Annotated in this window: 24 protein-coding genes; 20 read left to right on the top strand and 4 right to left on the bottom strand. The window is 33.4% G+C overall.

Translation table 11 applies throughout. The features are described 5' to 3' along the window. Positions 1–175: 175 nt before the first annotated feature. Positions 176–1,687: a zinc-ribbon domain-containing protein gene (locus RTW14_RS15320; RefSeq protein WP_312652989.1), complete on the bottom strand. Its 1,512-nt coding sequence runs from the start codon at positions 1,685–1,687 to the stop codon at positions 176–178. A gap of 1,522 nt (positions 1,688–3,209) precedes the next feature. Between RTW14_RS15320 and RTW14_RS15315 the strand changes: the two genes are divergently transcribed. From RTW14_RS15315 to RTW14_RS15280, 8 genes are all read left to right on the top strand, one after another. Beyond that, the gene (locus RTW14_RS15315) at positions 3,210–3,365 is read left to right on the top strand and encodes a hypothetical protein (RefSeq protein WP_312652987.1); all 156 of its coding nucleotides are present in this window, start codon (positions 3,210–3,212) and stop codon (positions 3,363–3,365) included. Positions 3,366–3,489: 124 nt separating this feature from the next. Beyond that, positions 3,490–3,618, top strand: a complete 129-nt coding sequence (locus tag RTW14_RS15310) for a hypothetical protein (RefSeq protein ID WP_312652985.1) — start codon at positions 3,490–3,492, stop codon at positions 3,616–3,618. A 161-nt stretch (positions 3,619–3,779) separates the two neighbouring features. Further along, a complete protein-coding gene (locus tag RTW14_RS15305; RefSeq protein WP_312652983.1) occupies positions 3,780–4,721 on the top strand; it encodes an S-layer homology domain-containing protein in 942 nt (313 codons plus the stop codon). A 146-nt stretch (positions 4,722–4,867) separates the two neighbouring features. Next, entirely contained in the window at positions 4,868–5,365 is a 498-nt protein-coding gene (locus tag RTW14_RS15300; protein WP_312652981.1) for a hypothetical protein, read from the top strand. Positions 5,366–5,472: 107 nt separating this feature from the next. Then, complete coding sequence (locus RTW14_RS15295) at positions 5,473–5,697, top strand: hypothetical protein (protein WP_312652979.1); 225 nt, start codon at positions 5,473–5,475, stop codon at positions 5,695–5,697. After that, entirely contained in the window at positions 5,691–5,945 is a 255-nt protein-coding gene (locus RTW14_RS15290; protein ID WP_312652977.1) for a hypothetical protein, read from the top strand. Before RTW14_RS15295 ends, RTW14_RS15290 begins: the two co-directional genes overlap by 7 nt. Before the next feature lie 222 nt (positions 5,946–6,167). Further along, entirely contained in the window at positions 6,168–6,497 is a 330-nt protein-coding gene (locus RTW14_RS15285; protein ID WP_312652975.1) for a hypothetical protein, read from the top strand. Positions 6,498–7,429: 932 nt separating this feature from the next. Continuing rightward, on the top strand, positions 7,430–8,389 hold the full coding sequence (locus RTW14_RS15280) for a site-specific integrase (RefSeq protein WP_312652973.1): 960 nt from the start codon (positions 7,430–7,432) through the stop codon (positions 8,387–8,389). A 33-nt stretch (positions 8,390–8,422) separates the two neighbouring features. Here the strand turns inward: RTW14_RS15280 and RTW14_RS15275 are convergent, their stop codons facing one another. After that, a complete protein-coding gene (locus tag RTW14_RS15275; RefSeq protein ID WP_312652971.1) occupies positions 8,423–8,680 on the bottom strand; it encodes a hypothetical protein in 258 nt (85 codons plus the stop codon). 360 nt (positions 8,681–9,040) lie between these two features. On the opposite strand from RTW14_RS15275, the gene RTW14_RS15270 reads away from it, so the two are divergent. The 3 genes from RTW14_RS15270 to RTW14_RS15260 are packed head-to-tail and all read left to right on the top strand — an operon-like array spanning position 9,041 to position 10,221. Then, positions 9,041–9,403 (top strand): hypothetical protein, encoded by a 363-nt coding sequence (locus tag RTW14_RS15270; RefSeq protein WP_312652969.1) that lies wholly within the window; start codon positions 9,041–9,043, stop codon positions 9,401–9,403. A gap of 52 nt (positions 9,404–9,455) precedes the next feature. After that, on the top strand, positions 9,456–9,611 hold the full coding sequence (locus RTW14_RS15265; RefSeq protein ID WP_312652967.1) for a RepB family protein: 156 nt from the start codon (positions 9,456–9,458) through the stop codon (positions 9,609–9,611). Between the two features lie 4 nt (positions 9,612–9,615). Further along, entirely contained in the window at positions 9,616–10,221 is a 606-nt protein-coding gene (locus RTW14_RS15260; RefSeq protein ID WP_312652965.1) for a hypothetical protein, read from the top strand. Positions 10,222–10,494: 273 nt separating this feature from the next. Here the strand turns inward: RTW14_RS15260 and RTW14_RS15255 are convergent, their stop codons facing one another. Then, complete coding sequence (locus RTW14_RS15255; RefSeq protein WP_312652962.1) at positions 10,495–11,256, bottom strand: hypothetical protein; 762 nt, start codon at positions 11,254–11,256, stop codon at positions 10,495–10,497. Positions 11,257–11,313: 57 nt separating this feature from the next. Then, positions 11,314–11,505, bottom strand: coding sequence for a hypothetical protein (locus RTW14_RS15250; protein WP_312652960.1), 192 nt, complete (start codon positions 11,503–11,505; stop codon positions 11,314–11,316). 337 nt (positions 11,506–11,842) lie between these two features. Here RTW14_RS15250 and RTW14_RS15245 point away from each other — a divergent pair, with 337 nt between their 5' ends. From RTW14_RS15245 to RTW14_RS15205, 9 genes are all read left to right on the top strand, one after another. Then, on the top strand, positions 11,843–13,882 hold the full coding sequence (locus tag RTW14_RS15245; RefSeq protein ID WP_312652958.1) for a hypothetical protein: 2,040 nt from the start codon (positions 11,843–11,845) through the stop codon (positions 13,880–13,882). A gap of 210 nt (positions 13,883–14,092) precedes the next feature. Next, positions 14,093–14,281: a hypothetical protein gene (locus tag RTW14_RS15240; protein ID WP_312652956.1), complete on the top strand. Its 189-nt coding sequence runs from the start codon at positions 14,093–14,095 to the stop codon at positions 14,279–14,281. 16 nt (positions 14,282–14,297) lie between these two features. Then, entirely contained in the window at positions 14,298–17,666 is a 3,369-nt protein-coding gene (locus RTW14_RS15235; RefSeq protein ID WP_312652954.1) for a tetratricopeptide repeat protein, read from the top strand. Positions 17,667–17,786: 120 nt separating this feature from the next. Then, positions 17,787–17,963, top strand: a complete 177-nt coding sequence (locus tag RTW14_RS15230) for a hypothetical protein (protein WP_312652952.1) — start codon at positions 17,787–17,789, stop codon at positions 17,961–17,963. 161 nt (positions 17,964–18,124) lie between these two features. Continuing rightward, the gene (locus tag RTW14_RS15225) at positions 18,125–18,319 is read left to right on the top strand and encodes an excisionase family DNA-binding protein (RefSeq protein ID WP_312652950.1); all 195 of its coding nucleotides are present in this window, start codon (positions 18,125–18,127) and stop codon (positions 18,317–18,319) included. A 215-nt stretch (positions 18,320–18,534) separates the two neighbouring features. After that, the gene (locus tag RTW14_RS15220) at positions 18,535–18,924 is read left to right on the top strand and encodes a hypothetical protein (protein WP_312652948.1); all 390 of its coding nucleotides are present in this window, start codon (positions 18,535–18,537) and stop codon (positions 18,922–18,924) included. Positions 18,925–19,350: 426 nt separating this feature from the next. Beyond that, positions 19,351–19,848, top strand: coding sequence for a hypothetical protein (locus tag RTW14_RS15215; protein WP_312652946.1), 498 nt, complete (start codon positions 19,351–19,353; stop codon positions 19,846–19,848). Positions 19,849–20,075: 227 nt separating this feature from the next. Further along, complete coding sequence (locus RTW14_RS15210; protein WP_312652944.1) at positions 20,076–20,558, top strand: hypothetical protein; 483 nt, start codon at positions 20,076–20,078, stop codon at positions 20,556–20,558. 20 nt (positions 20,559–20,578) lie between these two features. Then, positions 20,579–22,618 carry an HD domain-containing protein gene (locus RTW14_RS15205; RefSeq protein WP_312652942.1) on the top strand — a complete coding sequence of 680 codons (2,040 nt, stop codon included), beginning with the start codon at positions 20,579–20,581 and terminating at the stop codon, positions 22,616–22,618. Positions 22,619–22,643 lie beyond the last annotated feature (25 nt).

Genomic DNA, 22,643 nt, shown 5'->3' with positions numbered 1-22,643 from the left:
AGGAACAAAAATACCATTATTCAAGGTAAACATTAAAGCACATAATCTACTCCAAAAGTTTATTATAAGTGGTGGATTTGAGATTGAAATGCTAGAGTAAATATAATGAAAAATACAAATAGGAATCAAAAGGAGGTTAAATTAGCCTCCTTTTGATTATGTTTAGGATAGAAGATTATAAAGAAAAAAAGACATCAGTTGTCTTTTGATTTTTTTTGTGATGGCATCCATTGGGGCAGCCCTTGCCCTTGTTCCGATTATTAACGGTAGCTTGCCATTCGTGACCACAAAAGCTACATACCCACCAGACTTTTTTTCCGCTTCCATACGAAATCCTGTCCGGAGTCATGTTACCATTTTTATTAATATTCCATTCATTTGCCAACTTTGGATTACATAACGCCAAACTTCCTTCTTTTATACTTAAATGGTATTGATTCAAAATTTCCATCCTATCTCGATCTAAGTTAATATTAAACTTAATATCATACCCAATATTATTTGAAAGAAATTTTGATATGTTATCTAACACAAAATTCATAAATTTATATCCTTCATCTATAATGCAATATATAGTTTTTGTATTTAAATCTATAAAATTAACATCACTAGGCTTGACAACAATAATTGTATTCCCATTATTTATTAATGCTTTGGTTTTTTCTTCATCCTTTAACTGTCTTTCAGGATAGTTGTGGGAGTAATGCCCACGATAATCTATGCCAAATTTAAATGATGGAACATAAACATCAACCTCTTTTCCTACCACTTTTGCTCTATTTATTACTTCACACTTAAGTGTTTTTTTGAAATAATAGTATATCATCTGTTCCGGAAATGATGTCTTTGAGTAATGATTTGGACATTTATCGCCACGATGCGTTCTTTTATCAATTACCGCTTGCCATTCATGCCCACAAGAATTACATTTCCACCAAACTTTTTTATTGCTGCCGGGCAAAACATCTTTTGCAGCTAATGCACCATTTTTTGTTGGATGCCATTCATTCGCAATCTCTGGGAATTTGGATAAAAAAGAATTCTGCTCAATTACTACTTTGCCAGCATCAACAGGGCAACCATCACCACGGAGCGTTCTATTGGCAATCACCGCTTGCCATTCATATCCACAAGAAGATACCCACCAGACTTTTCTATTGCTTCCGGGTAAGACATCTTTTGCTGTCAATGTACCATTCTTTGTTGGATGCCATTCATTCGCAATCTCTGGAAATTTGGATAAAAGAGAATTCTGCTCAGTTACTACTTTGCCAGCATCAACAGGGCAACCATCACCACGGAGCGCTCTTTTGGCAATCACCGCTTGCCATTCATATCCACAAGAAGATACCCACCAGACTTTTCTATTGCTTCCCGGTAAAACATCTTTTGGTGTTAATGTGCCATTCTTTGTTGTATGCCATTCCTTTGCAATCTCTGGGAATTTGGATAAAAGAGAATTCTGCTCAGTTACTACTTTACCGGCTTCAACAGGGCACCGATCGCCTCGATGTGCTCTATTGTAAATCACCGCTTGCCATTCATATCCACAAGAAGATACCCACCAGACTTTTCTATTACTACCATGGGATATGTTATCAGGAGTAGTATCTCCATTTTTATTATAATTCCACTCACTCAAAAGGTATTCCTTATTATTCTCCAAACACCATTCATATAAAGTCATATTTTTACCTACTCTCTTTTATAATAATTAGTAATACTGTAGTCCTTCTGCTTAAGTCGTTTTCTTTTATACTAAGGACTGCATTATATATAAAGTCCTATTTTATAAATAAAAAATAGCCCCTATTAAGGGCTATCGTGTTTAATCTATCTTTATAGTAAAACTTATTTGGTAGGGGTAAATCATAATTTCACTCACCTTCAATAGCATATTATTTCTTCTACTAAAAATGCTGGCTGATTAAATCAATTGCCTTAGTTTAAGAAACAAATTTGATTAAATAAACTTCATAGGAATTTAGACTACGTATTTGTTATTTAAATTGTCCAAATTTTTCTTTATTATGAATTAATTCTATTTGTAGATATATTTAAAAGGGTATCTTTTTCAACAAAGGAGGACACATTAGCAGAATGCTATTGTAGAATCAATGGCTGCATTATTGGAGTGCTAATTTTGAGTATAATAGGAAAAACAAAGTTTTAATTTAATTTTTAATTCTAGAATAGAGAATGCCAAGGCTTTATGCTTTGGCATTATTTTGTTTAAAGCCCAAAAGGGGCTATTTTTTTTGCCCAAATTTATTTTGTATACAATATTGGAATTGTTTTTATTTTGTATTTATTAACTTTTTTATTATTTTTGCCTTTTTTTAGTTGCTTTTGCTATTCGGGATGAAGTAAAACCCTATATCACACAAAAAACAAATAAAAAAAAGCCCTGCCATAAAGTGCTACCAACACTTTATAGCCGGATCCGCAAAGGCGATTGCGAAAACCACTTGAGCTTTAATTTACTAGTATAGTTATACTACATAGAATGCTCAGATGTCAAATCCATCGTTTCAGCGGACCATTGGTCCGCTTTTTTATTGCTAAAAACTGAATAAAGGAAAGCAAAAGCGACAGAAGCTGATACTGCGCTATATAAATAAACAGAGGTCTTCCGAGCCCATGCATTTAAAATCGGACGAGCATATAACATATAATATATGTTTTGTAGGCGAACGCGGCCATATAAAAAACAGCGTGGGCGGAATCCAGTTTGGGGTTTCCGCGCGATTAAGTTGTAGGAGGTAACCAGTCCTTTCTGCAACGCTGCCCCGGAGGGCTGGATTTCCGGGACTTAGCGTGGAAAGGTGAAACGAAACGACGATGTGACGGCAGTCATATGTATTAATTTTCATTTATCTCAAAAATGTCAAAAGTCTCTTAATGAGTATTTTTGGCATTTTTATAGGGGGAGGGCTCTGCTCACTTCCTCCGTTCTGGCAGTCCTCTTTTGTTCTTAAAAAAATACAAAAAAAGCAGAGCCCTCTAAAATAAAAAGGTTTTTGTGTAGCAAAAAGCTACAGATTATAATATATAAGTAAAGCTTATTACTATAATTATATATTATGTAGGGGAGGAAACCTGAGCCCAGAGGCGAAGGGGGGGACCCGTAAACTACGGATACTTTAATATTTGCTTTTTCTTCTATAAAAACAGTATATATAAATTAAAAAAGGAAGGAGAAATTTTGTATGGAGGAGATTTTACAAATTGCAAAAATTATGCGACAAATAAATAATGCAAAAATCATTGCTGCCACATTAGAAAACATCGAATTTGTTGATAATTGGACGAGTAATGAGCTACTACAAGAGATATTAGTAAATTATAAAGCTGCATTAGAATAGATAATATATACATAGGGAGTACATCATCAAGGGTGCTCCTAGCAGCACTCTTTTTTTACGCCTAAACCAAGGCGTAATGTACTCTTTATTAAAATCAATGGATTTTTTAAGGAGGAGCAAAAAAATGAGAAAAGAGATGTTGTATGTTTGCGCCGGAAAAAAGGCGCAAAACAGAGGTAAAAAGTGGGCGTTAGGAGATTCTATTATAATGGGAATTGTAACATTAATGCTTTTTACCGCAATATTAATTTAAAATTAGAGAGCTTTATAGCTCTCCCCCGCATATCCCGCCCCTTGAGGGCGTTTTTTATTTGCTTTTAGCCTTTTAAATAAAGTAAAACAATATATCAATATTTTTTAAAGAGAAGGAGGTTTTTAAATAGCCTCCTTTTAAAATGAAAGGAGCAAAATAATATGAGAAAAATAATAGTTGCAATTTTTATAATTGCAAGCCTTACTGCTACCGCCTTTGCAAGTACTGGCTACAATGATGTAAAATCGTCAAACTGGGCTTATGAATCAGTTAGTGCTATGAGCCAGAAAGGAATTGTTAAAGGCTATCAGGATGGAAGCTTCAAGCCTGGAAATACTGTTACCTATGGAGAATTTATTAAGATGGCGTTAATTGCTGCAACCGGCAATGATGTTGGGAATAGCCATACTGGGAATTGGGCGTTAAACTATTATAATAAAGCCATAGAACTGGGGTATTTTACAACTAGTGACATAGATAGTGCAGTATTGGATTATGGAATTAGTCGGCAAGACATGGCGCTAATAATAGCTGCTATAACAAATGTAACACCTAATGAGAATCTGAAAAGCAACCTATCTGACGTTAATAATGACCATAATGATGCCATCATGGAGGCTTATGCAGCGGGGATAATTACGGGCTACAACAACGGCACTTTTAAGCCCTATTCCCTATTAACACGTGCAGAATCAGCAACAGTTATTTACAGGCTTGTAGATGCAAGCAAACGAGTTTTACCTACGCCTGTTAGCTACACAATAAAAGGAACTGCGAAAATCCAAAGAACAAAAACGGATTATGGGACAGAGGAAGTACGAGAGGTAAAGCTGCCATTTAGGGGTATTACAAAAATTGAAAAACCTCAAAAATGGATTAGAGTGACGAGTTCCACCGAGCAAGATATAGAGCTTTTTAACGGCGATGGAAAGCTTATCCCGGCTGTAGTAAATGCGGACGGGACATGGTGTTTTTTACAGACTGACGGCACGTATTTATACCTCTTTAATGCAGAGAAAGTAGCTTTAAAAGACGGTTTCTTAATCAAATTTGTAGATGACGATAATGCAGTATATAAAATTACGGGGGTGAGCCTAAAATGATGAGAATAATAAAAAAAATAGCATTTATGACTTGTGTTATCGTAGCCATGTGCGCCGCTTATACGGCTACATTCCATCCCGCAGAAGCTCACGCTGCAACGGCGGTGGACATCGGCTACTACGATTGCTGGAGGGCTGCCGACGGGGTGACATGGCAAGGCGGGATAAAGCCAGGTTCTACTATTACAACTACCTTCTCGGTTGCTCTTCCGACCGGCAAAATAAAGAGCTATAATGTAGAGTTTTTAGACTATACTACTGGTAAATTTACGAGCCAATATTATAATTATGCCGTAGATAACGGGAGAATTATATCCAGTAGCATAAGCGGGAGCAAGGTAACATACACGATAAAATCCACGCTTCGTGGAAATGTGATAAACGATGGATTGGATATAACGAAAAATGATCAATCGGAGCTTGTAGCAGGCAAGCGATTTTATATGCCGGTTCTAATTACCTACACAACTGCCTCCGATACGCAAAAAAATGGGCAATATATATTCGCGCTCGGCTGCCGCGCGGCAGGACAATATATAAATGGTACGCTTTATACCATCCAAGACTGTAACGGAAACGCGTGTATGATTAAAGGTACTTTCGTGCACTGCACGGGGAGGTGTACAGGCCAAGGAGTAAAATAAAAATAAATTTAGTTTTTTTATTATTTGCTTTTACTTGCAAAGATGAAGTAAAACCATTTATACAAATTTTTAAATGAGAAGGATTTTTTAGGAAAGGAGATGAAAAAATGTACTTAGACGAAAGAAAATACGAGAGCCTTCTTATATACAAAGGCTTTGAAATTTGTGCATTAAAAGTTGCTTGTCCAACAGATGGAGAGGCAATGGGCTACGTGATTGACGATGAATTTTTTAGTGGTTGCAATTACAGCCACCCAGAAGAGGCTATGAAAGCTATAACTGCAGAAATAAAGGCAGGAAAAATTAAAAAAAAGGAGATTGAAGAATGGTAGTAGAAAGTAATGGCATAACCTTCTATATTGTGCCTTGGACACAGTTTGTAGAAAAATTCGGACTAAAAAATATAGATAAAAACATAGCGTCAGAATTTAGAAACACTACAAAAAAATATACCAAAAAACATATCTGTAGTACAATCCAGAGTGGCAAAATTTTTGCCTGGGAAAGTATATGTAAAGACAAAAACAAAGAGCTACAATTTGCATTAAGCCTTAATTTTAATAGTTTACTTAGAGTTTAAAAGTTAATTTGCTCAAGATTGTTCATTGACCAGTTTTCTGGCCAACGATGTTCTCCTTCTATAGCCTACCCCTTCCTCAGGGGTAGGCACTTTTTTTATGTATTTTTATATTTTTGCTAAATTATTTGCTTTTAGCTTCCTAAACACAGTATAACAATATATTAAATATTTTTAAGGAGAAGGTGTATTTTAACCTACTTCAAAATAAAAGGAGTAAATATAATGAAACAACAAAACACTCAACTGTTTACCGATTTGGGTAAGATATTAAGAAAAATAAGCAAGGAGCAAAAGATAATAAAAATAAAAACCCATGGGGACTTAAGGGCTCTTGGGTTCAATTCTTCATTTGCAGGTAGGCTTCAAGTATCTAAATTTATATCCAATCTTTCTTTTTTTGCACAGAATGATGAGACAAGAGAAGAATTAGAAAAGCTAAGAATTGCTTTTAATGATGCTGGATTGTTAAATTATAAGTTGTCGTCACATCGAAAATTTGAAAGAAATGATGATTATGAAATAGCTTTTTTGCTAGGAATAATGAAAAACTAGAAAAAGAAAGGGTTTTGTCCTAAGATTATAAAAAGTTTTCTGCAAATTCAAGATTGTTAATGGTCAATTTTTGGCCAAGTTCTCCTTCTATATGCCTACCCCTTTTGCTCGGGATAGGCACTTTTTTATGCATTTTTTTATTTTTATAAAATTATTTGCTTTAGCTTTCTTAAATACAGTATATATTCTTCATACCAATTTTTTAATAAAAGAAGGAGGTTTGATTATAGGCTTTGTGCTGGATTTTTAATATCCGTATAAAGGCACCGTAAAGAGCCTGTAGTTGTAGTAAAAATAGGAAATGGGGTGTTCTCCTTTTTCCTTTCCCGGATTGTTGTGGGAGATTAAAAAACTATCCGTTATTGCTAAATCGTTGTTTTTTCTGCATTGCAGAATAGTTGGCGCTCAGGATTTTGCGGTCAGGGGCGATGCTGTACACGAGATGTATATCTTCAGGTACATTTATTTAGAGATTATTTTATTGTAATCTCTGGGCTAGGCCCGAAAAAACGCAAATGAACCTTTACAAGTAAATCCTCCTCCAAGCTATAAGCGCAGGCACGCCATCAGGGCGATGCCGGTGTGAACGTCCGTCTCTCCGGAGGCGGGCGTGAGCAGCGATGGAGGTCTCATATGGCCTCGTCCCCTTCAGTGAGACGGGGCAACTCCTTCCCCCCATGTCTTCCGCTCCGCATTAAGTCCGAAAGGGTTTCGTTTTTGTACCCAAAAACGAAACCCTTTCGGACTTAATGCGGTAGTCAAGCTTATCCTTGGGTCACTCTTTCGACCCGAACTTCGGCGAGCCGCTGTAAACTCGCCGGCTCCTGTGGCGCCTCAAGCGCCACCCAAAATACATATGGCGTTGCACTCAGGCAACGCACGCTAAAAAACGCCGCATCAGGCGGCGAAATCCGAGAAAGGAAATAATCAAAATGGCAAATATATTTTATCAAATGTCAAGTAGTATTGATAAATCTTTCGGTGATGATGGGGGAATATCAAAACGCGCTATAAAGTTTGACAAAACTCAGGATTTGAAAGACAGTGTATACAGCTATAACGAAAAAACTAGATTATTAGATACTGCCCACGATTTTGCAGATTTTATAAAAGAAAATTACCAAGATATTAAATACGTAAGGCAGATAGACCAACCTATAGTAAAAGAGTATCTAGAGTCCAAACATAGATTTAACGATGGAAATTGCAATAGCAACACAGTAAACACATACAGCCAATCATTGGATAAAATTTCCCATCTGATTAATATAAATTTTGGAATAAATACAGACTGGCAGGTTAAAAAGAACGAACTCCCACAAGATGGCGAGAAATTGCGCTCGCTGCGAATGCAAGACGAACATTGGCGTGATGCCCACGACAACATGAAAGACGGCACGAGGGGAAAATTGGGAGTAGAATTGGGGAGGGAATTTGGCCTTCGCGAATCCGAAATTATAAAATTACAGATTAGGGATTTTGATATAGAGCATGGGGTAATACATATTGTGGATAGCAAGGGTGGAAGAAGCAGAGATATACCGCTGTCAGAAGAACAATATATAAAAATAATCGAAAAATCCAAAGAAATCGGCGTAAAGGTTGAAAATCCAATGGCTAAAGTGGTGGACTTGCGGCTCGGCAGCGTATCAAATTTGCTGTCCGAAAATTTGATAAAAACGGGACATCCCGAGTACGCAGCCCACAAAACCAGCTGCCATTCTGTACGCAAAATGTGGGCGCAAGAGCAATATGAGCAAAAATTACAGAGTTACTTGGATGAGGGTATTCCCTTCGAAAAGGCTGAAAAACAAGCTCTTGGAGAGACTTCGCAGCTTTTAGGACACGGATACCAAAGGACGATAGCAGAGTATGTAGAGCGCATAAAATAGCTAGAATGTAAAATTAGAGGGCCTGTAAGCCCTCTAAATATTCGTTACATATTCTTTTCGTCCATCAGCATATTCTACATACGCTTTTTTGGTAGCCATATCGTACCCTGCCACCGGCATTCCCGCCTTGCGCTTCTCTTCTAACAATAACTTTATACCCTCTTTAATCCGCATATCCATTATAGCGTCAGATTCGTCGGTGCCCGCCTGTTCCTCCTCCTGTTCCGCAGGAGGATATTTTTGGTCTAATTTTTTCTGCACAATCTCCCATAAATCTTCTTCTGTTTTCATTTTCTAATCCCCCTTTTTTACTATTAAAAGTATATATAGTATACACCTTTTTACAACTCGTTACAAATCATAACAACGAGTTGTAATTCGTTATAACTCGTTGTTACGAAAAGTAAAATTACAAACGTTTAAATTTCAACAATTTTTTTAAAAAAGTATATAGTAAAACTTGCATAGGTATCCAATATGTGGTATAATATATTATAAGCATTTGATGCTTATGCTTTTTTCAAAGAAGAAGGAGTTTTTTTATAATTTTGACCACGCAGCCCAAAGGGGCGTGCGGTGGTTGTGATTATGTAAAAAGCTCCTATTTTAGTTTTTTGGCCCGCGAAGGGTATTGAGAGGATGGTAAGAACCATGAAAAAGAATATTGAAAAAATGAAAAAGATCGCGTTTGAAGGAAACGAGCAAACCACTCTTGAAGACGAGATACATGATTTCCTTAAAAAGAACGGCTTGAAAACAAATCAGGGCGGAAGATATAAGGTGGATTTCTGGGCACACTTCCGCGAAGAAAAAGCAGAAGGTACCAACATAGTTTACTACTTCCTGAATGCATATTGGGTACTTACAGACGACAGCTGGACATTTAACACGGAATATCATTGGTATCTTGAAAAAACGGAAGAGTGTGATCTGTGTGAGTATTTCCGTGACTATGATGAAGATGAAGATGAAGATGAAGACGAGGACGAGGACGAGGATGAGGATGAGGAGTAAGCCTCCCTGTAATGGGGCGGGTCCCTCACCGATATATTTGGGAGGTAGCCAAATGGCAAAAGATAAAGTCAAAAAAGACGCGGACATCCATATCAGGATAAGCACCGAAAATAAATCGCAGTTGGAAGAGATATGTGAAGCGGAGAAAAGATCGCAATCGCAGCAAATTGAGTATTGGATAACTCAATACTTCGCAAGAAGGAGGTAAAAAAATGAGAAAGAATTTTTTAGTGCTATTGATGGCATTAGTTTTAGCATTTAGTTTTATAGGCTGCGGCAATAAAGATATGGAAGTTGTAACTACAGCAGACGGACAAACGTTTAAGATTAATGGTCCTCTTGTAGACAGCTACCAGGGATACGGAGAATCTGATAAAGATGGTAAAGTTACACAAATCCACAAAAACGATCCTAGAGTAGTGGCGGTCTCTGATGTTGTTACACAGTGGGCAGATTTAACAGGAAACAGAAGCTGGGAAACTATTACGGGCGATGAAGAGTATGGCTTATATTCAGAAGGTTTGGTTGAAGCTTTAGTTAATGAAAATGATGACATAAACTACACGAAGAATACTCATATTGCAGACGAAATGGCATATACTTCAACAAATTTTACAGTCCCTAGGGTAGTAATGCTACCTAATGGACACGCTTTAGCTACAGTAGAATATGATCAAACATTAACACATTGTAATAATGAAGATTCAATAAAAAATAATGGATTTAAGAAAATTGGAGATATTGTGCATTGTTACACAACTTTCGAATTATTGCCAGTTGGTGGGATTTATAAAATAAGCGCTGTGGATGCACATTAAAAAAGGCTAAAAGCCTTAGAGAAGTGTATTATATAAAAGTTTGCTTAACATTTAAGGATTATATTTTTAAATAATTCTTAATTTATAGGTATTTGGAAAGAAGCGAATTTTATGTACAATGCTTTATTTAATAAAAAGTAAGATAAGTGGAAATTAGCTTATTTTATACTGCAATGTCTGAATAAAAAGACATTGCAGTATTAAAACATATTCAAGAAGAAAACGAGTATTTTTAGTTGGAGAATAAAAAATTATTGAAATGTTAAACAAACATTACATTCCAAAACCACTCAATTGTTCCGTCCAAGTCTGGCTTTCACCACCAGGGAACCCTATAACATGAGATCTACAAGAGCCCGTTACAATCTCTCCTATTTTATATGACCAAGAGAATACGACGTCTATTGATGCAACGGCAGCATTATCTGAAATTTCTGTTGATTTATTCTTGAAGTCTGCTGCTGCAAATGGATTATAATTTACTGCGACATATGATTTAAAACTAGTGATGGATGTAACTTTTTTACTAGTCCCTTTGTATTTAAGAGTATTGATTGTTTCAAATATCGTAATACCCAGAACTTCCATTTTTGGTTGATATGAAATTGTGTATGTTTTTTCAGCGCCGTTACTAGCCTTTAAACTTGACTTTAAACTTGAAGAATCTAAACATTCTGAAGTTATACAAATATCACCATTTTTCAGTGAAGTGCTTTCATTTGCAGTTGTACTTAAATCGCTTAAATTATTTATCGCTTTTTTCATTAATGTTGGGTCTGATATATAATTAATGAATTTTTGTTGTTCTTCTTTAGACAGGGATTTAAACTTACTAATATTTGATTCTGCAATAGCAATAGCTGCTGCATCTTTTGAATGTTTTGCGGAACTTAATTTGTCCTGCATATATTTTATATAACTAGTTGGTGTTATATTTTGAGTTTCATTAATCGAATTTCCAGCAAAACAAACCGTGCTGGAAGCAAAAACAATTGCTAAAATTGTTAAAAAACTTATTATTTTTTTTATGTTCATTTCCTTAACTCCTTTTGAAAATAGTTCTACTTTTTCAAAATGATTCTATAAACCCTTTTAAAAAAGTGACCGTTCAATAATCGACTTTGAAATTGTTGTGGTTGTCTTACTATTTTGTTCTCCAAAGCCTTTCATTGTCAATATCGTAAATCCTAAGCTAATAACAGCTAAAATAACAACAGAGATAACAGCTATTATTAGTAATTTTGTTATTTTATTTAATCCTTTATTAGGATTTTTATCATTCATACCGCATTTATCCTCCTTTTTGCCGAACATCAACGCCTATTTTATTTTAACGTTTTTCGTAGTTTTTCAGTTACTTCATTTCTTCTTGATAATTGTACAGTGAATTGCAATTACAATTTTTTTTTACGCGCATACACATTTTACCAGAAGAGTAAGTCATTATATGTCGAATCCTGGCGCTGAAACATTTTTTATTTTATTTAAGCTTTATACCCTACAGCTTTTAGTCCAAAGAAACAGTAAAATTAGACTTTTAATATTGAAAATGGTAGCATTAATGTAGTATATATAAGTGAATATTTAACATATTTGGAAATATAGATAGGAGGAAATGAAGATGAATTTCAAAAATGAATTTTATAAAATATTAGCTATAGTTTTAATTTTGCTATTGATGCCCTGCCAAGCTTTTGCTATGGGAAGAACAGGTACCAGTTCAAACAAAATATCTGAAAGAAATGATGAAGTAGCACATGGAGCAAGTGATGCGCTAAACGAAGCGTTTAAAAGCGTATCTTTTAGCTATAAAAGGCAAGGAACAGCTTCTACAGTAGTAAGTTCCGCGTCTGATTATAAATCGTCAGGGACGTACAACAGCTATTTGAATTTTGGCGTTCATAAAGAAAAAACACCATTTAAAAAAGTTGGAGGATCATTTTATACTCAAGTTTTCTGTGACGGTAAAGAAGTTTCAAAAGGATCTGGGAAAACTTTTAAATTTTCCAGCATAACTCCAGGCAATTATACTATACGTGTAACGGGAAGCATAACATATCGAATAGATCATCCAAGTGAAAAAGGAAAGGCGGCCTGTTCTACTAATACAACGATAAAACATTCTGCACAAAAGTCTTTTACGGTCGGTAAGCCTGCTCTCGTAGCTCCAAGTCTTAGTATCGTTGTACCAGCAGGAATGGTGGTAGGCAAGAGTTATACGATAACTGGGATAGCTAAATTAGCTCCCGGGGCAACAATAAAGACTCAAAAGCTGCAAATCACAAATTCAAGTTCTTGTAAACAGAAACAAACAGGTAACAAACTCGCTATAACTCCTGCGACTCCGTCAAATTGCTATCAAGTAAAATACACAGTAACGGATTCAAATGGGCAAACGGCTACAGTGTATAAGACGTTTGCGGTAACAGAAAATGGTCCAGTGATTACGTTAAACGTTGATACGCCACTTGCTATAAACCAAAAAGGTAACGTTAGCTTCAGGGTAGATCCAAAAGGAAAAATATTAAGCTATAAATGGACTAAAAGCTATATCCCGTATGGAACAAGTAATACAATTGCTGGATTCCCAAATGCGGCAGCGTTTAACGCGATAACAGCTCCAGGAACAACTACTTTTTCATCTAGCGCTCCAGGGGAATATATTTTATCTGTCATAGCAACTGATAAGGCTACTGGTAAAGCATATCCATCTACGTATAAGCATATCCAAGTAGTAAGCGGCTTACAAGCTGCTATTCAAGTTAAGTCCCGGGTTACGCAAGGAGATAAATGCAGTGCAAAAAGTATAAGTATCGTCCCTGCTCCTAGTAAAATAGTAAAAGAGTTCTGGACCGTAACGGATTCTAATGGAAAATCTGTTAAAAAGGTGATAGAGGGTTCTGGTACTACTGTTTCTATAAACACCTCTATTTTGGGAACTCATAATGTTGAGCTATATGTAATGGATAACACAGGGGCAATTAGTAACAAGGTAAATAAAACTGTTAAAGTTGTTGCTCCAGGGGAAATAATTGTCGAAGAGCCTACTAAACCAGCAGAAATTTTCCCAACTAATACAGAAGATCTTATACCTTTTGAGGACATTACAATACCTGATAGTAAAAGTACTAAGGTAAAATGTGCATTACCACAGAGAGGACAAAATGGGCCTTGTGCAGGTTCTGGAAAGAGTCCTCATGTTTATAATGATGCGGGATTAAAAGCACTAGAACTAGCACACGAAAAAGATGGTATTTTCCAATATTGGCGAATATCAGTCCAGCTATCCGGGTATGATGACAATAACAAACCTTTTTTAAAAACATATAAAAATTATGATAACCTACCAGTGTTGAGTAATGATTCGTCTAAATTTACAATAACTTTTGATAAGGAGGGAACTTATCAAGTTTATGGATCAAAGTGGTGGTATTTTGAATGGCAGCATATGGAACATCATAAACACAAAATAAGCTCTAACCCCAATAAATACAAGTATTGTGACTTTTTGCAATACGATGGCGGAGCAGATATTGAAAAAGAGGGCGAAGTAGGTCCTTATAAAGTAGTTATAACACCAGATCAGGTGGGCAAACCTATTGATTTTGATGGGAATTGGAAACAAGAAAAAGTTAAAACAGAAAGTTATCTAGTTGAATAATTATAGGAGGGGCGCTCTTAATAGGGCGTCTTTTAATTAACAAAAACGTAAGAATATGGTATAATATTTAAAGATGTTGCAGAAGGGCTGCTAGTCGGCGTAAGGCCAGCTGTGGAATGTACGAAAAAAGTGTTTATATTTAAATCTTTTTTCGTTGTATTGAAACTATTCAATTGATAATATTTATGTAAAGTTTGGAGGATAACGAAAATGAGTAATGAAGCTTTTTTAGGCATTTTGGTAACTGTAATAATTGGTATTAGTGCATTTTTCGTTGCTACAAAAAAAAGTACACTAAATATTAATCAAAAGACTAAAACAGGAAACAATACAATGAATAATAACACTATTGGTAACGAAGTTAATGTAAACAAATCTGACTATAAAAAGTCTAAGTAATTTGGGAGGAAAATGAATGAAAAAAAACCATTTATTATCTCTGATACAAGACTTATTTCCTTCTAAAAAACTACTCGTTAGCCAAGAAACTGAGCGTGGGGATAATATAATTAAAGATAATGAGATTGCAAATACTATACATAAAACCGTTAACAATAATTTTGAATTAAAAGTTGAAGGCAATCAGCAATTAAGAGAAGCGTATGAATCTGTTATTAATCCCAATTCATCAATTCAGCTTAGAGAGACAATTTTACCAATTGAAGATTTAATAAATGAAGGAAAGTTTACCTTGGCTATCAATAAATATGATCAGTTAATAAATTCTCCATCTTTTAGCAATTATTCAAGGAATGAAATGTTTTCTATTTTAATTGGAATGTTAAATTGTCATATTAATAATAAATCAACGGAAGATGCTATTAATTTTTGGTCTCATAAAATCTTAGCATTAGGTAAAGACATTGAAGAAATTTATCGATACTATTATCTGATGGGAATAAAAGAGTACGGAAAAGATAATTACGAATTAGCACTAATTTATTTAAGACAAGCAATTGACGCTAAACCAGATTATTTAAATGCAGTTACTGGAGAATTGCTTGTGAGTGTTACACTAGGACAAATATCGTATGAAGAGTCTGTTGAAAAAATTAATGAATTACTTAAGAAGCCATTAGGTGTTAAAGATTTTGCCAATGTTCATGCTAATTTTGGTGATATAGCTTTTAAATCAAAAGATTTCAAAACTGCTAAAGGGCAGTATTTTAAGTCCAACACATACTTAAGGGGATTATCGAAAGAGATAGGAATTGCTATTTGTCAGTATTTCATCTCATTTGAGGAATTCTCTGAAGATGGGATAATCGAACTAGATAAAATTGATTTTACTAAAATGGCTGAAGCAGAAGTTATGTTTGATAAGATATATGAAGCGAGAGATAAAGATACAATTGAAACAATTATTAATCTAAGCTTCTCAGTTTACCTAAGTGTCTTAGAACTAATGGGCAAAAACAAGAAGATAGTAGAACTTTATAACGAGAATATTCAATTCTCTAATCTTCTTTCTGATGAATCCATAAATTTTATAGTCGAAGCGCAGATACTTAACAGTATTAAGGATGATACCTTATTCAGTAAATTAGATGAATACCATCAAATTAAGTATGAAGTATTTTACTTTGAAAAGAGAAAAGAATACGATAAAGTTGTTGAGTTACTAACTCCAATATTTGAGTCGAAATATAAGGACGAAAAAGTTTTAAAACTAACTTTCTTAGTAGCACTTAAGGAATTAAATCAATTTGAAAATTTCATGGAATATTATCAGAGATTTTCAGCCCATGAAGATGAAGTAATGAGGATTAACTATATTCAATTTTTAATGGATAGAGGAGAAACTAAAGAAGCTATTAGAGAAGCAAAAGAATTATCAAAGATTGCTAGAAATGGCTTTGTTCTTTATGATCTGATGTTTTTCTTTATCAATAACGATTTAAATGAGGATTTAAATGAATTTTTCGCTAATGTTAATTCAGGAAGATACAGAATAATTGGAATTCATAAATCCTCAGTATTCTTCCAAATGATGATTCATCTTTTGAATCAGAAAGAATATGAAGAATTTTTTAAAGTATATGAGTCTACGAATTTGTCATTTCTAGAGGCAAAGCATCGTCTAATACTGAAAATTAATTACAATATTTTCAAGAATGATTTTGATGAATTAGCAAGCGCATATTATGAATTTTTCCAGATTAGTAACGATTATAATGATTTAATGAAAGCCGTTCAGGTGCAACTTCAAGTTAGTGGTTATCATAAAGCAGAATTTTATCTTTCATTAGTACAACCAATGGAACTAGATAATCCTGAGTATTATTATATGTTTCATGCAATGATATTAAAAGAGAAAAACCAACTTGATAAAGCTTTTGAAGAATTGGATTTTGTTATTGAAAATATTGAACTTAATCTTGAATCATCATTTCATCAATTCTATACAGCTTTTAATATGAATAACAATAGAGCTGAAGTAGCATTTAAATACATGGGAGAATATTACTCAAAGAATCCAAATCCCAAATGGTTCAAAGTTATACAGCATTTAGATAGTGATACAGGCGAAGAAATTCTAGCAAAGCTGGAAGAGGCAGTAGGGGGTAGAAGAGATTTAACACTGTTTAATAACTATTTTAGTGATGGCTTAATAGGAATCTCGGTATACAATAAGATTGTAGGGCAGGGAATAGAGGACATAATAAATATGTCACATTATCCATTTACTAAAAAATCAATTTCGCGAGGAGACATACAAGAAATAAAGAGCAAAGTGGAATTTATTAGGAATGAAATTATTGTTGATACTACTACGTTAATAATTCTATCCTCAGTAAATTCAATTGATTTACTCAATATTTTTGAGCAGATAATAATCCCTACGTCAACAATGATTCACTTAAATGAAATAAAATCCGGGATTTTTTCTTTAAATGCTAAAAAAGTATTGGAATACTTGATTAAGTCACCTAAAATTAAAATGTTGCCAGTTGATGAAGCAATAAGAAGTAAAGAGAAACGTGATGAAGTATTCCATGATGATACTCAAGATTGTATAACTCTTTCAAGAACATTAAATATACCGTTTTTAAATACAGAGGTGTTTGTTAGTCAACAGTATAAACTTAATGAAATTATTGATATCAACACATTATTCTTTTTTTTCAAGGAGAACAATCCAGAACTCAGAAGACAAGTAGCACTAACCATTGCACAAATGAGAGATTTAGGGTTTGGTTTTCTGAGTTTTGATTCTGAGGATATGTTTATACTTTATAAAGAACGAGGAATTGATGGGATTAATCCATTCTTGGAGATGTGTAAAAATGCAGACTATAAAACGTTCTCATCAGCATACACCCTATTCTTAAAATCCGTGTTAGATTCTTGTCCTATAAATGAATTCGAAGTATGTAGTATTAAAGTAATCAAATTTATGGACAAGTACATCGGTAAAACGAGATATTATTCCTCATCAATAATTAGACAATATCCAAGTCTAACCGAATTATTCGATGAATTAGTAAAGAAACCCTCTGCAAGTAAAATAATGACCATGAAAGCAATGATGGAAAGTTTCTCAGTAAGCACAGACTCAGGTCAGGCTGTAAGAACATATGAGTTTAATAAGATATTTGAAATTGCTTCAAGTTTTATGATTTTCGTTTTTCAGTATATTTCAATTGCCATTGATTCTGCTGATATGAAAGCAAAATGCGTAGAACTACTCAAAAATAATGTAAGTTATAACAGTGAATGTGATATTGACTATATACTTAATTATATGAATCTGATGATAGAAGAGAATAAGAGAAAGACTTAAAAAACTGTCTCTGAAAAAATGGGAGTATTATTGTAAAAATAAATCTGCTACATATGGTAGGTTTATTTTTTGACTATATGATATAATTAGAAAAAAATGGTTTGTTAGGAGGAACAATAAATGGCTCTAAGCAATTTAAAATCTATCGCTGATTTATTTCAAGATAGTCTTTATAGAATTCCTGATTATCAAAGAGGATACGCATGGGACGAAAAGCAATTATTCAACGGAAAAATAAACAGGATTACTGTTCCAAAGAAAGAAAAGATAAAACAATATTTATATGAAATAATTTAAAATTTATAAGAAAGTTTATTTGAAATGCAGTGAAATTTGACTTTGGCAATCATAATGCAGTATAATTAATTATAAGAAGTTTAAAAAAAGAAGGAGTTTTTATCTATGAAGAGAAGGGATAAAGGCTCTTTCTCTATTTTTTGAGATATAGGGGGTAATATATGAAGACAGTAACAATAAAAGAGGCGTGCGAAATCACAGGTTTACCACACAGATTTTTGCGCAAAAAAATTGCAAACGGAGAGTATCCAGCATTAAAAGTTGGTTCAGAAAGAGAGACATACAGGGTAGATATTGAGGTCCTGCAAGAATTTTTAAGAGAGGAACAGCTAAAGAATGTAAAAAGTAAAAGCTAAAAAGTGTCTAACACATCGGGGCTTATTCTGCAAAATTATAAAGGGGTTAGCACTATGCAACGCAATAAAAGAAAAATTTAAAGTATTAATTGAAAATCTTTCATTGCGTTGTTTTGTTTTTATTTTTGAAAAGATAAATGCCATACAAATTAAATAATTTGATGTAATTTACAAAGGATTTATAAACAAATTTTTATTAAAAGGAGATAGAAAACATGAAGATTAATATTGAGGATTTATATAAGTTTATACCTAAGGAAATAAGTGATTACCCTGAGTTTGATGCTAAGGCTTTGACCTTTTTTGGTGTTTGCTACGATGAAGAAAGTCAAATATTTGATATACCAGAAGGCTTTGATGTCAACGAAGCAAAAGCAGTCGTAGAGGCATATTTGACAATTATTTTTGATTGTTATGTAAAAAGTGATAAGCAAGGCCTGAAAAAAATACCTACTTACATTTTGAAGAAAGCGAGAAAATACAACAAATTTACAGCTGAATTTCGAGGAGCGGATGATGGAACCTTTGATTATTGTGGAAATCATTTATTAGATATTCTTGGGTTTATTGGAGAGTACCTTGATAGCATAAAAATTCAAAAATAAAATATACAGGTGTAAAGCGCATTCAGGAATGGATGCGTTTTGTATTATATTTATCTATATCTGTATACGATTTCATTAGGGAATCTTAAGGAGGCAATCTAAAATGTAAAGCATAAAATGATAAATCATACTAGTAACAAATAATTGTCGAGGTTGAAATTTACTGAAGAAACTCTGTATTTATTTAACAGAAAAACAAATATTTTGTTGAATTATATAGTATCAAAGAGTAAGATTAATTAGAAAAACAGTTAGATAAAATCAGATAATAGCAATAGTGAGAATTAAAATGTAATAGTAAAGTAGAATCTGTAACTAAGCAGAGGCTCGGGTATCATTTTAAACTCATTTCAATAGAGTTTTACGAAATAATCTAAATATGAATAGATGAATTTCTTTTACAAAAAAGAAGGGATGCTTAGATATATGAAGGAAGAAATAATTGCTTTATATAATGTAGAATGGTGTGGAGAAGAGTATTCTTTAGAAAAAAAATATAGTAAAGCCGGAGTTTGGGCATTATGGGCTGAGAATACAGAGGGAAAAAGAATATGTCTTGAAGTTGCACAAACTGTAAACATATATGGTGAGATAAGTAGTGCACTTTATATACTATCTACAAAAGATGATTCTAAATGCAAAGGGTGTACAGATAAATACCCTGCAAGAAGAAGGAACAATGAATATAGTGTGAGTTTTAATATCCATAAATGCAAATCATGCCAATATATTAGTGGACTAAGAACAAAATCTTGGAAAAGAAACCCTAGATATATTGATAAATATAAAGATATGCTTTTAAATTACCAAAATTTTTATTTTGTACTGGTAGATATGTCTTCTGATATGGAAAAAGGAACCAACAGGTATAATACAGAAAAGGAATATGCAAAAATACACCAAGCGTTATATTGGTGGGGATGAGTTGTTTGCAACGAAGCAAGGCAATATGGGTGGAAGAGTTTTAGTAAGTTTTAAATATACGCTTGAAAGTATTACATCCGTTTGTCGGAGGGTTTTTCATGGGGAGGAGTGGGCCAATTTTAAGAGATGCTTAATGAATCTATAGAAGTAGTAGTGGCCTACAAACTAGATACATTGAAATTGAGGGATATAAGATTTATACCAGATAGATATATGTAGGAGTGACAATGAAAGAATTACATGAAATGGTTAAGCAATTTAAAAGCATTAGTCCTAATACATCATTAGAGGAAAAACTGTCAAGCATTTGTGTTGACGATGATAGAAAGCAAGAACTTATTAATACGCATTGCAAGCAGTGCAATATACCTCATGAATATAAAGGTGAAAACTTAAAACCATTCCTTAAGATAATTGACTTAGATAAGTTGGTAGGTTGGTATAGAACGGATTCAATAGGGAAAAGTAATTGGTTAGAATGTTTACTAGGTTTACATAAACAAATAAATTTTGATTTATATAAAAACAAAGAAGAATTTGAAAAATTTTTGTATTCCATAAAATATTGCGATGAACTTTATGGGTTACCAGAAGTAATAGAATATGAAGGTGAATATTTTATAGGTGGAAATGGAAAGCATAGGTTGACTATAGCCAAATGCGTAGGAATTAAAGCGGTACCGGTTATTGTTACAAAAATAGAACTATAATAAATTTTGGAGATAAAGAAATGTATGAATTAACCTTAGAAAAGAAATTAGAAAGTTTAGGAAAAGAAAATGAGAGATATAAAAGGCTTTGGGAGATTTATTGCTATAATAAAAACTTGATCTGTGAGAAACTAAAACACGTTGAATGGTTTTATTTTCAGTATAGCAAGCATGACCAAAGTCATTCGGAGAGAATTATTATTTCAATAGAAAGGTTGCTTGGAGACAAAGGAATAGAGTGCCTTTCGGCCACAGATATTTATCTTATTTTATTATCAGCGTACTTACATGATTATTCAATGGCGTTGGATTATAATGAAGTAATGAACCTTATCGTTAGTAACGAGTTTAATTCATTTTTACAGAAAGCCAAAAAAAGTGAGGAATTTGAGCAAGATGTAAAAAATGTAACGCAAGAGATTTTAGCTGAAAAAACTAATTTAGAGGAACAGAAAATAGCTATTATAAAATCAAATAAAGATGATAATTCTTGGACAATAAAATGTGCGATTAGTATTTATCGGTTAGTGGCCCAATTTAATAGATCAAGCCATGGAGCACGTAGCTCGTCTATCATAATTGATAGATTCAAGAGAGATGAGATAAACATAAATCCAAATAACATTTTCCCGGATAGAATTGAAGTGCTTCTTTCAGAGATAGTGTGGATGCATCAAAGAAGTATTTCTGAAATTGATGAACTACTGATAAGGGATGGAGGAATATTTAACGAAGAAATACATCCTAGATTTTTAGCATTTTTACTTCGTATAGGAGATCTTCTTGACTTGGATTCAAATAGATATAATGAAATGCTTGTGAAAGATTATTATCCTCTTAGCTCTGATAGTCTCATACACTACGAAAAGCATCACTCGGTTAAAAAATTTCTAATTTCTCCTACGGAAATTTATATAGAAGCGCAAAGCTCTAAAGAAGAGGTTGTACGTAGCATGAGAGAATGGTGCGACTGGATTCAACTTGAAATTACAAATTTTAGAGATAATATTTACAAATTTATTCCTGAAAACTGGAATATTAGAGCTCCACACGTTGATATTAGAATTGTGAAGCAAGGTAGCACAAAACAATATTGTCGAGTTAACATAAATATGCGAATTGATGACAAAAAGGCATTTGAATTAATCACAGGATATAGTATTTACAACGATTCGCTAGCTTTTTTGCGTGAGTACTTACAGAATTGTATTGATGCTTCAAAAATCAAACTTTGGTTAGAAATCTGTCAAGAAAAAAAGGTTGAAGATAGTTTAAATTTGACAAAACAAGACTATCAGCTAAGTTTAACAAAGGAAATTTTAAATGGAGAGCATAATTGTAAAATTTCCAAATTACCAATAAATGTGTATGTGTTTGATTTCCATAATATTAATTTTAATAATTTAGAGGAAGTAAAACTAGATAAAATTCTAGAAAAAGATGATGGTGACATAGATTTACAAATTATTAAAATTAGAACCATTTTATCAAAAATGGATTCCAATATATTTAATTCAAATTTAAACGAGGACGTAAAAAAGAAAATTATTAAAGAGAAAATGGAAAGTTGTTCAAATAAAGTAGTTGTAATTTTTGAAGATTTCGGAATTGGAATTTCAGAAGAAGTACTTAATAAAAGGATATTAATACCCGGTACGCATACCGATTGTCAAGAGATAGACAAGGCTACTGAAGGTATAGTTCAAATCCTTAAACCAACAGGAAGTTTTGGGATTGGTATTCATTCAGCTTTTATGGTTTCTGAAAAAGTGATTTTTGTTACAAAATCTATGCTAGAGAATAAGGGAATAAATGAGATTGTTGTTCACTCAAGTAGTCATAAAGGCTGGGTAGAATATAATGAGCTACAAAATGATTTTGGTTTACTTCCAACTGGGACAAAAACTTTTATTTTCGTTGATCCTGAAAAGATTGATAAAAATCCTAAATATATAGATTATGAATGCAATGAGTCAAATTATTATGGAAGAATAATAAACAGCTATCTAAATGGGACTTACAATGGTAAATTGTTTAAACTGAATATCAAATTGTATTAAAAGGATATGTACATTGGAAAGGATT

The sequence above is a fragment of the Aminipila sp. genome, from assembly GCF_032051575.1.
Lineage (GTDB): Bacteria > Bacillota > Clostridia > Peptostreptococcales > Anaerovoracaceae > Aminipila.
The sequence above is the reverse complement of the archived record's forward strand: the minus strand, read 5'-3'. Positions and strand labels throughout refer to the sequence as shown.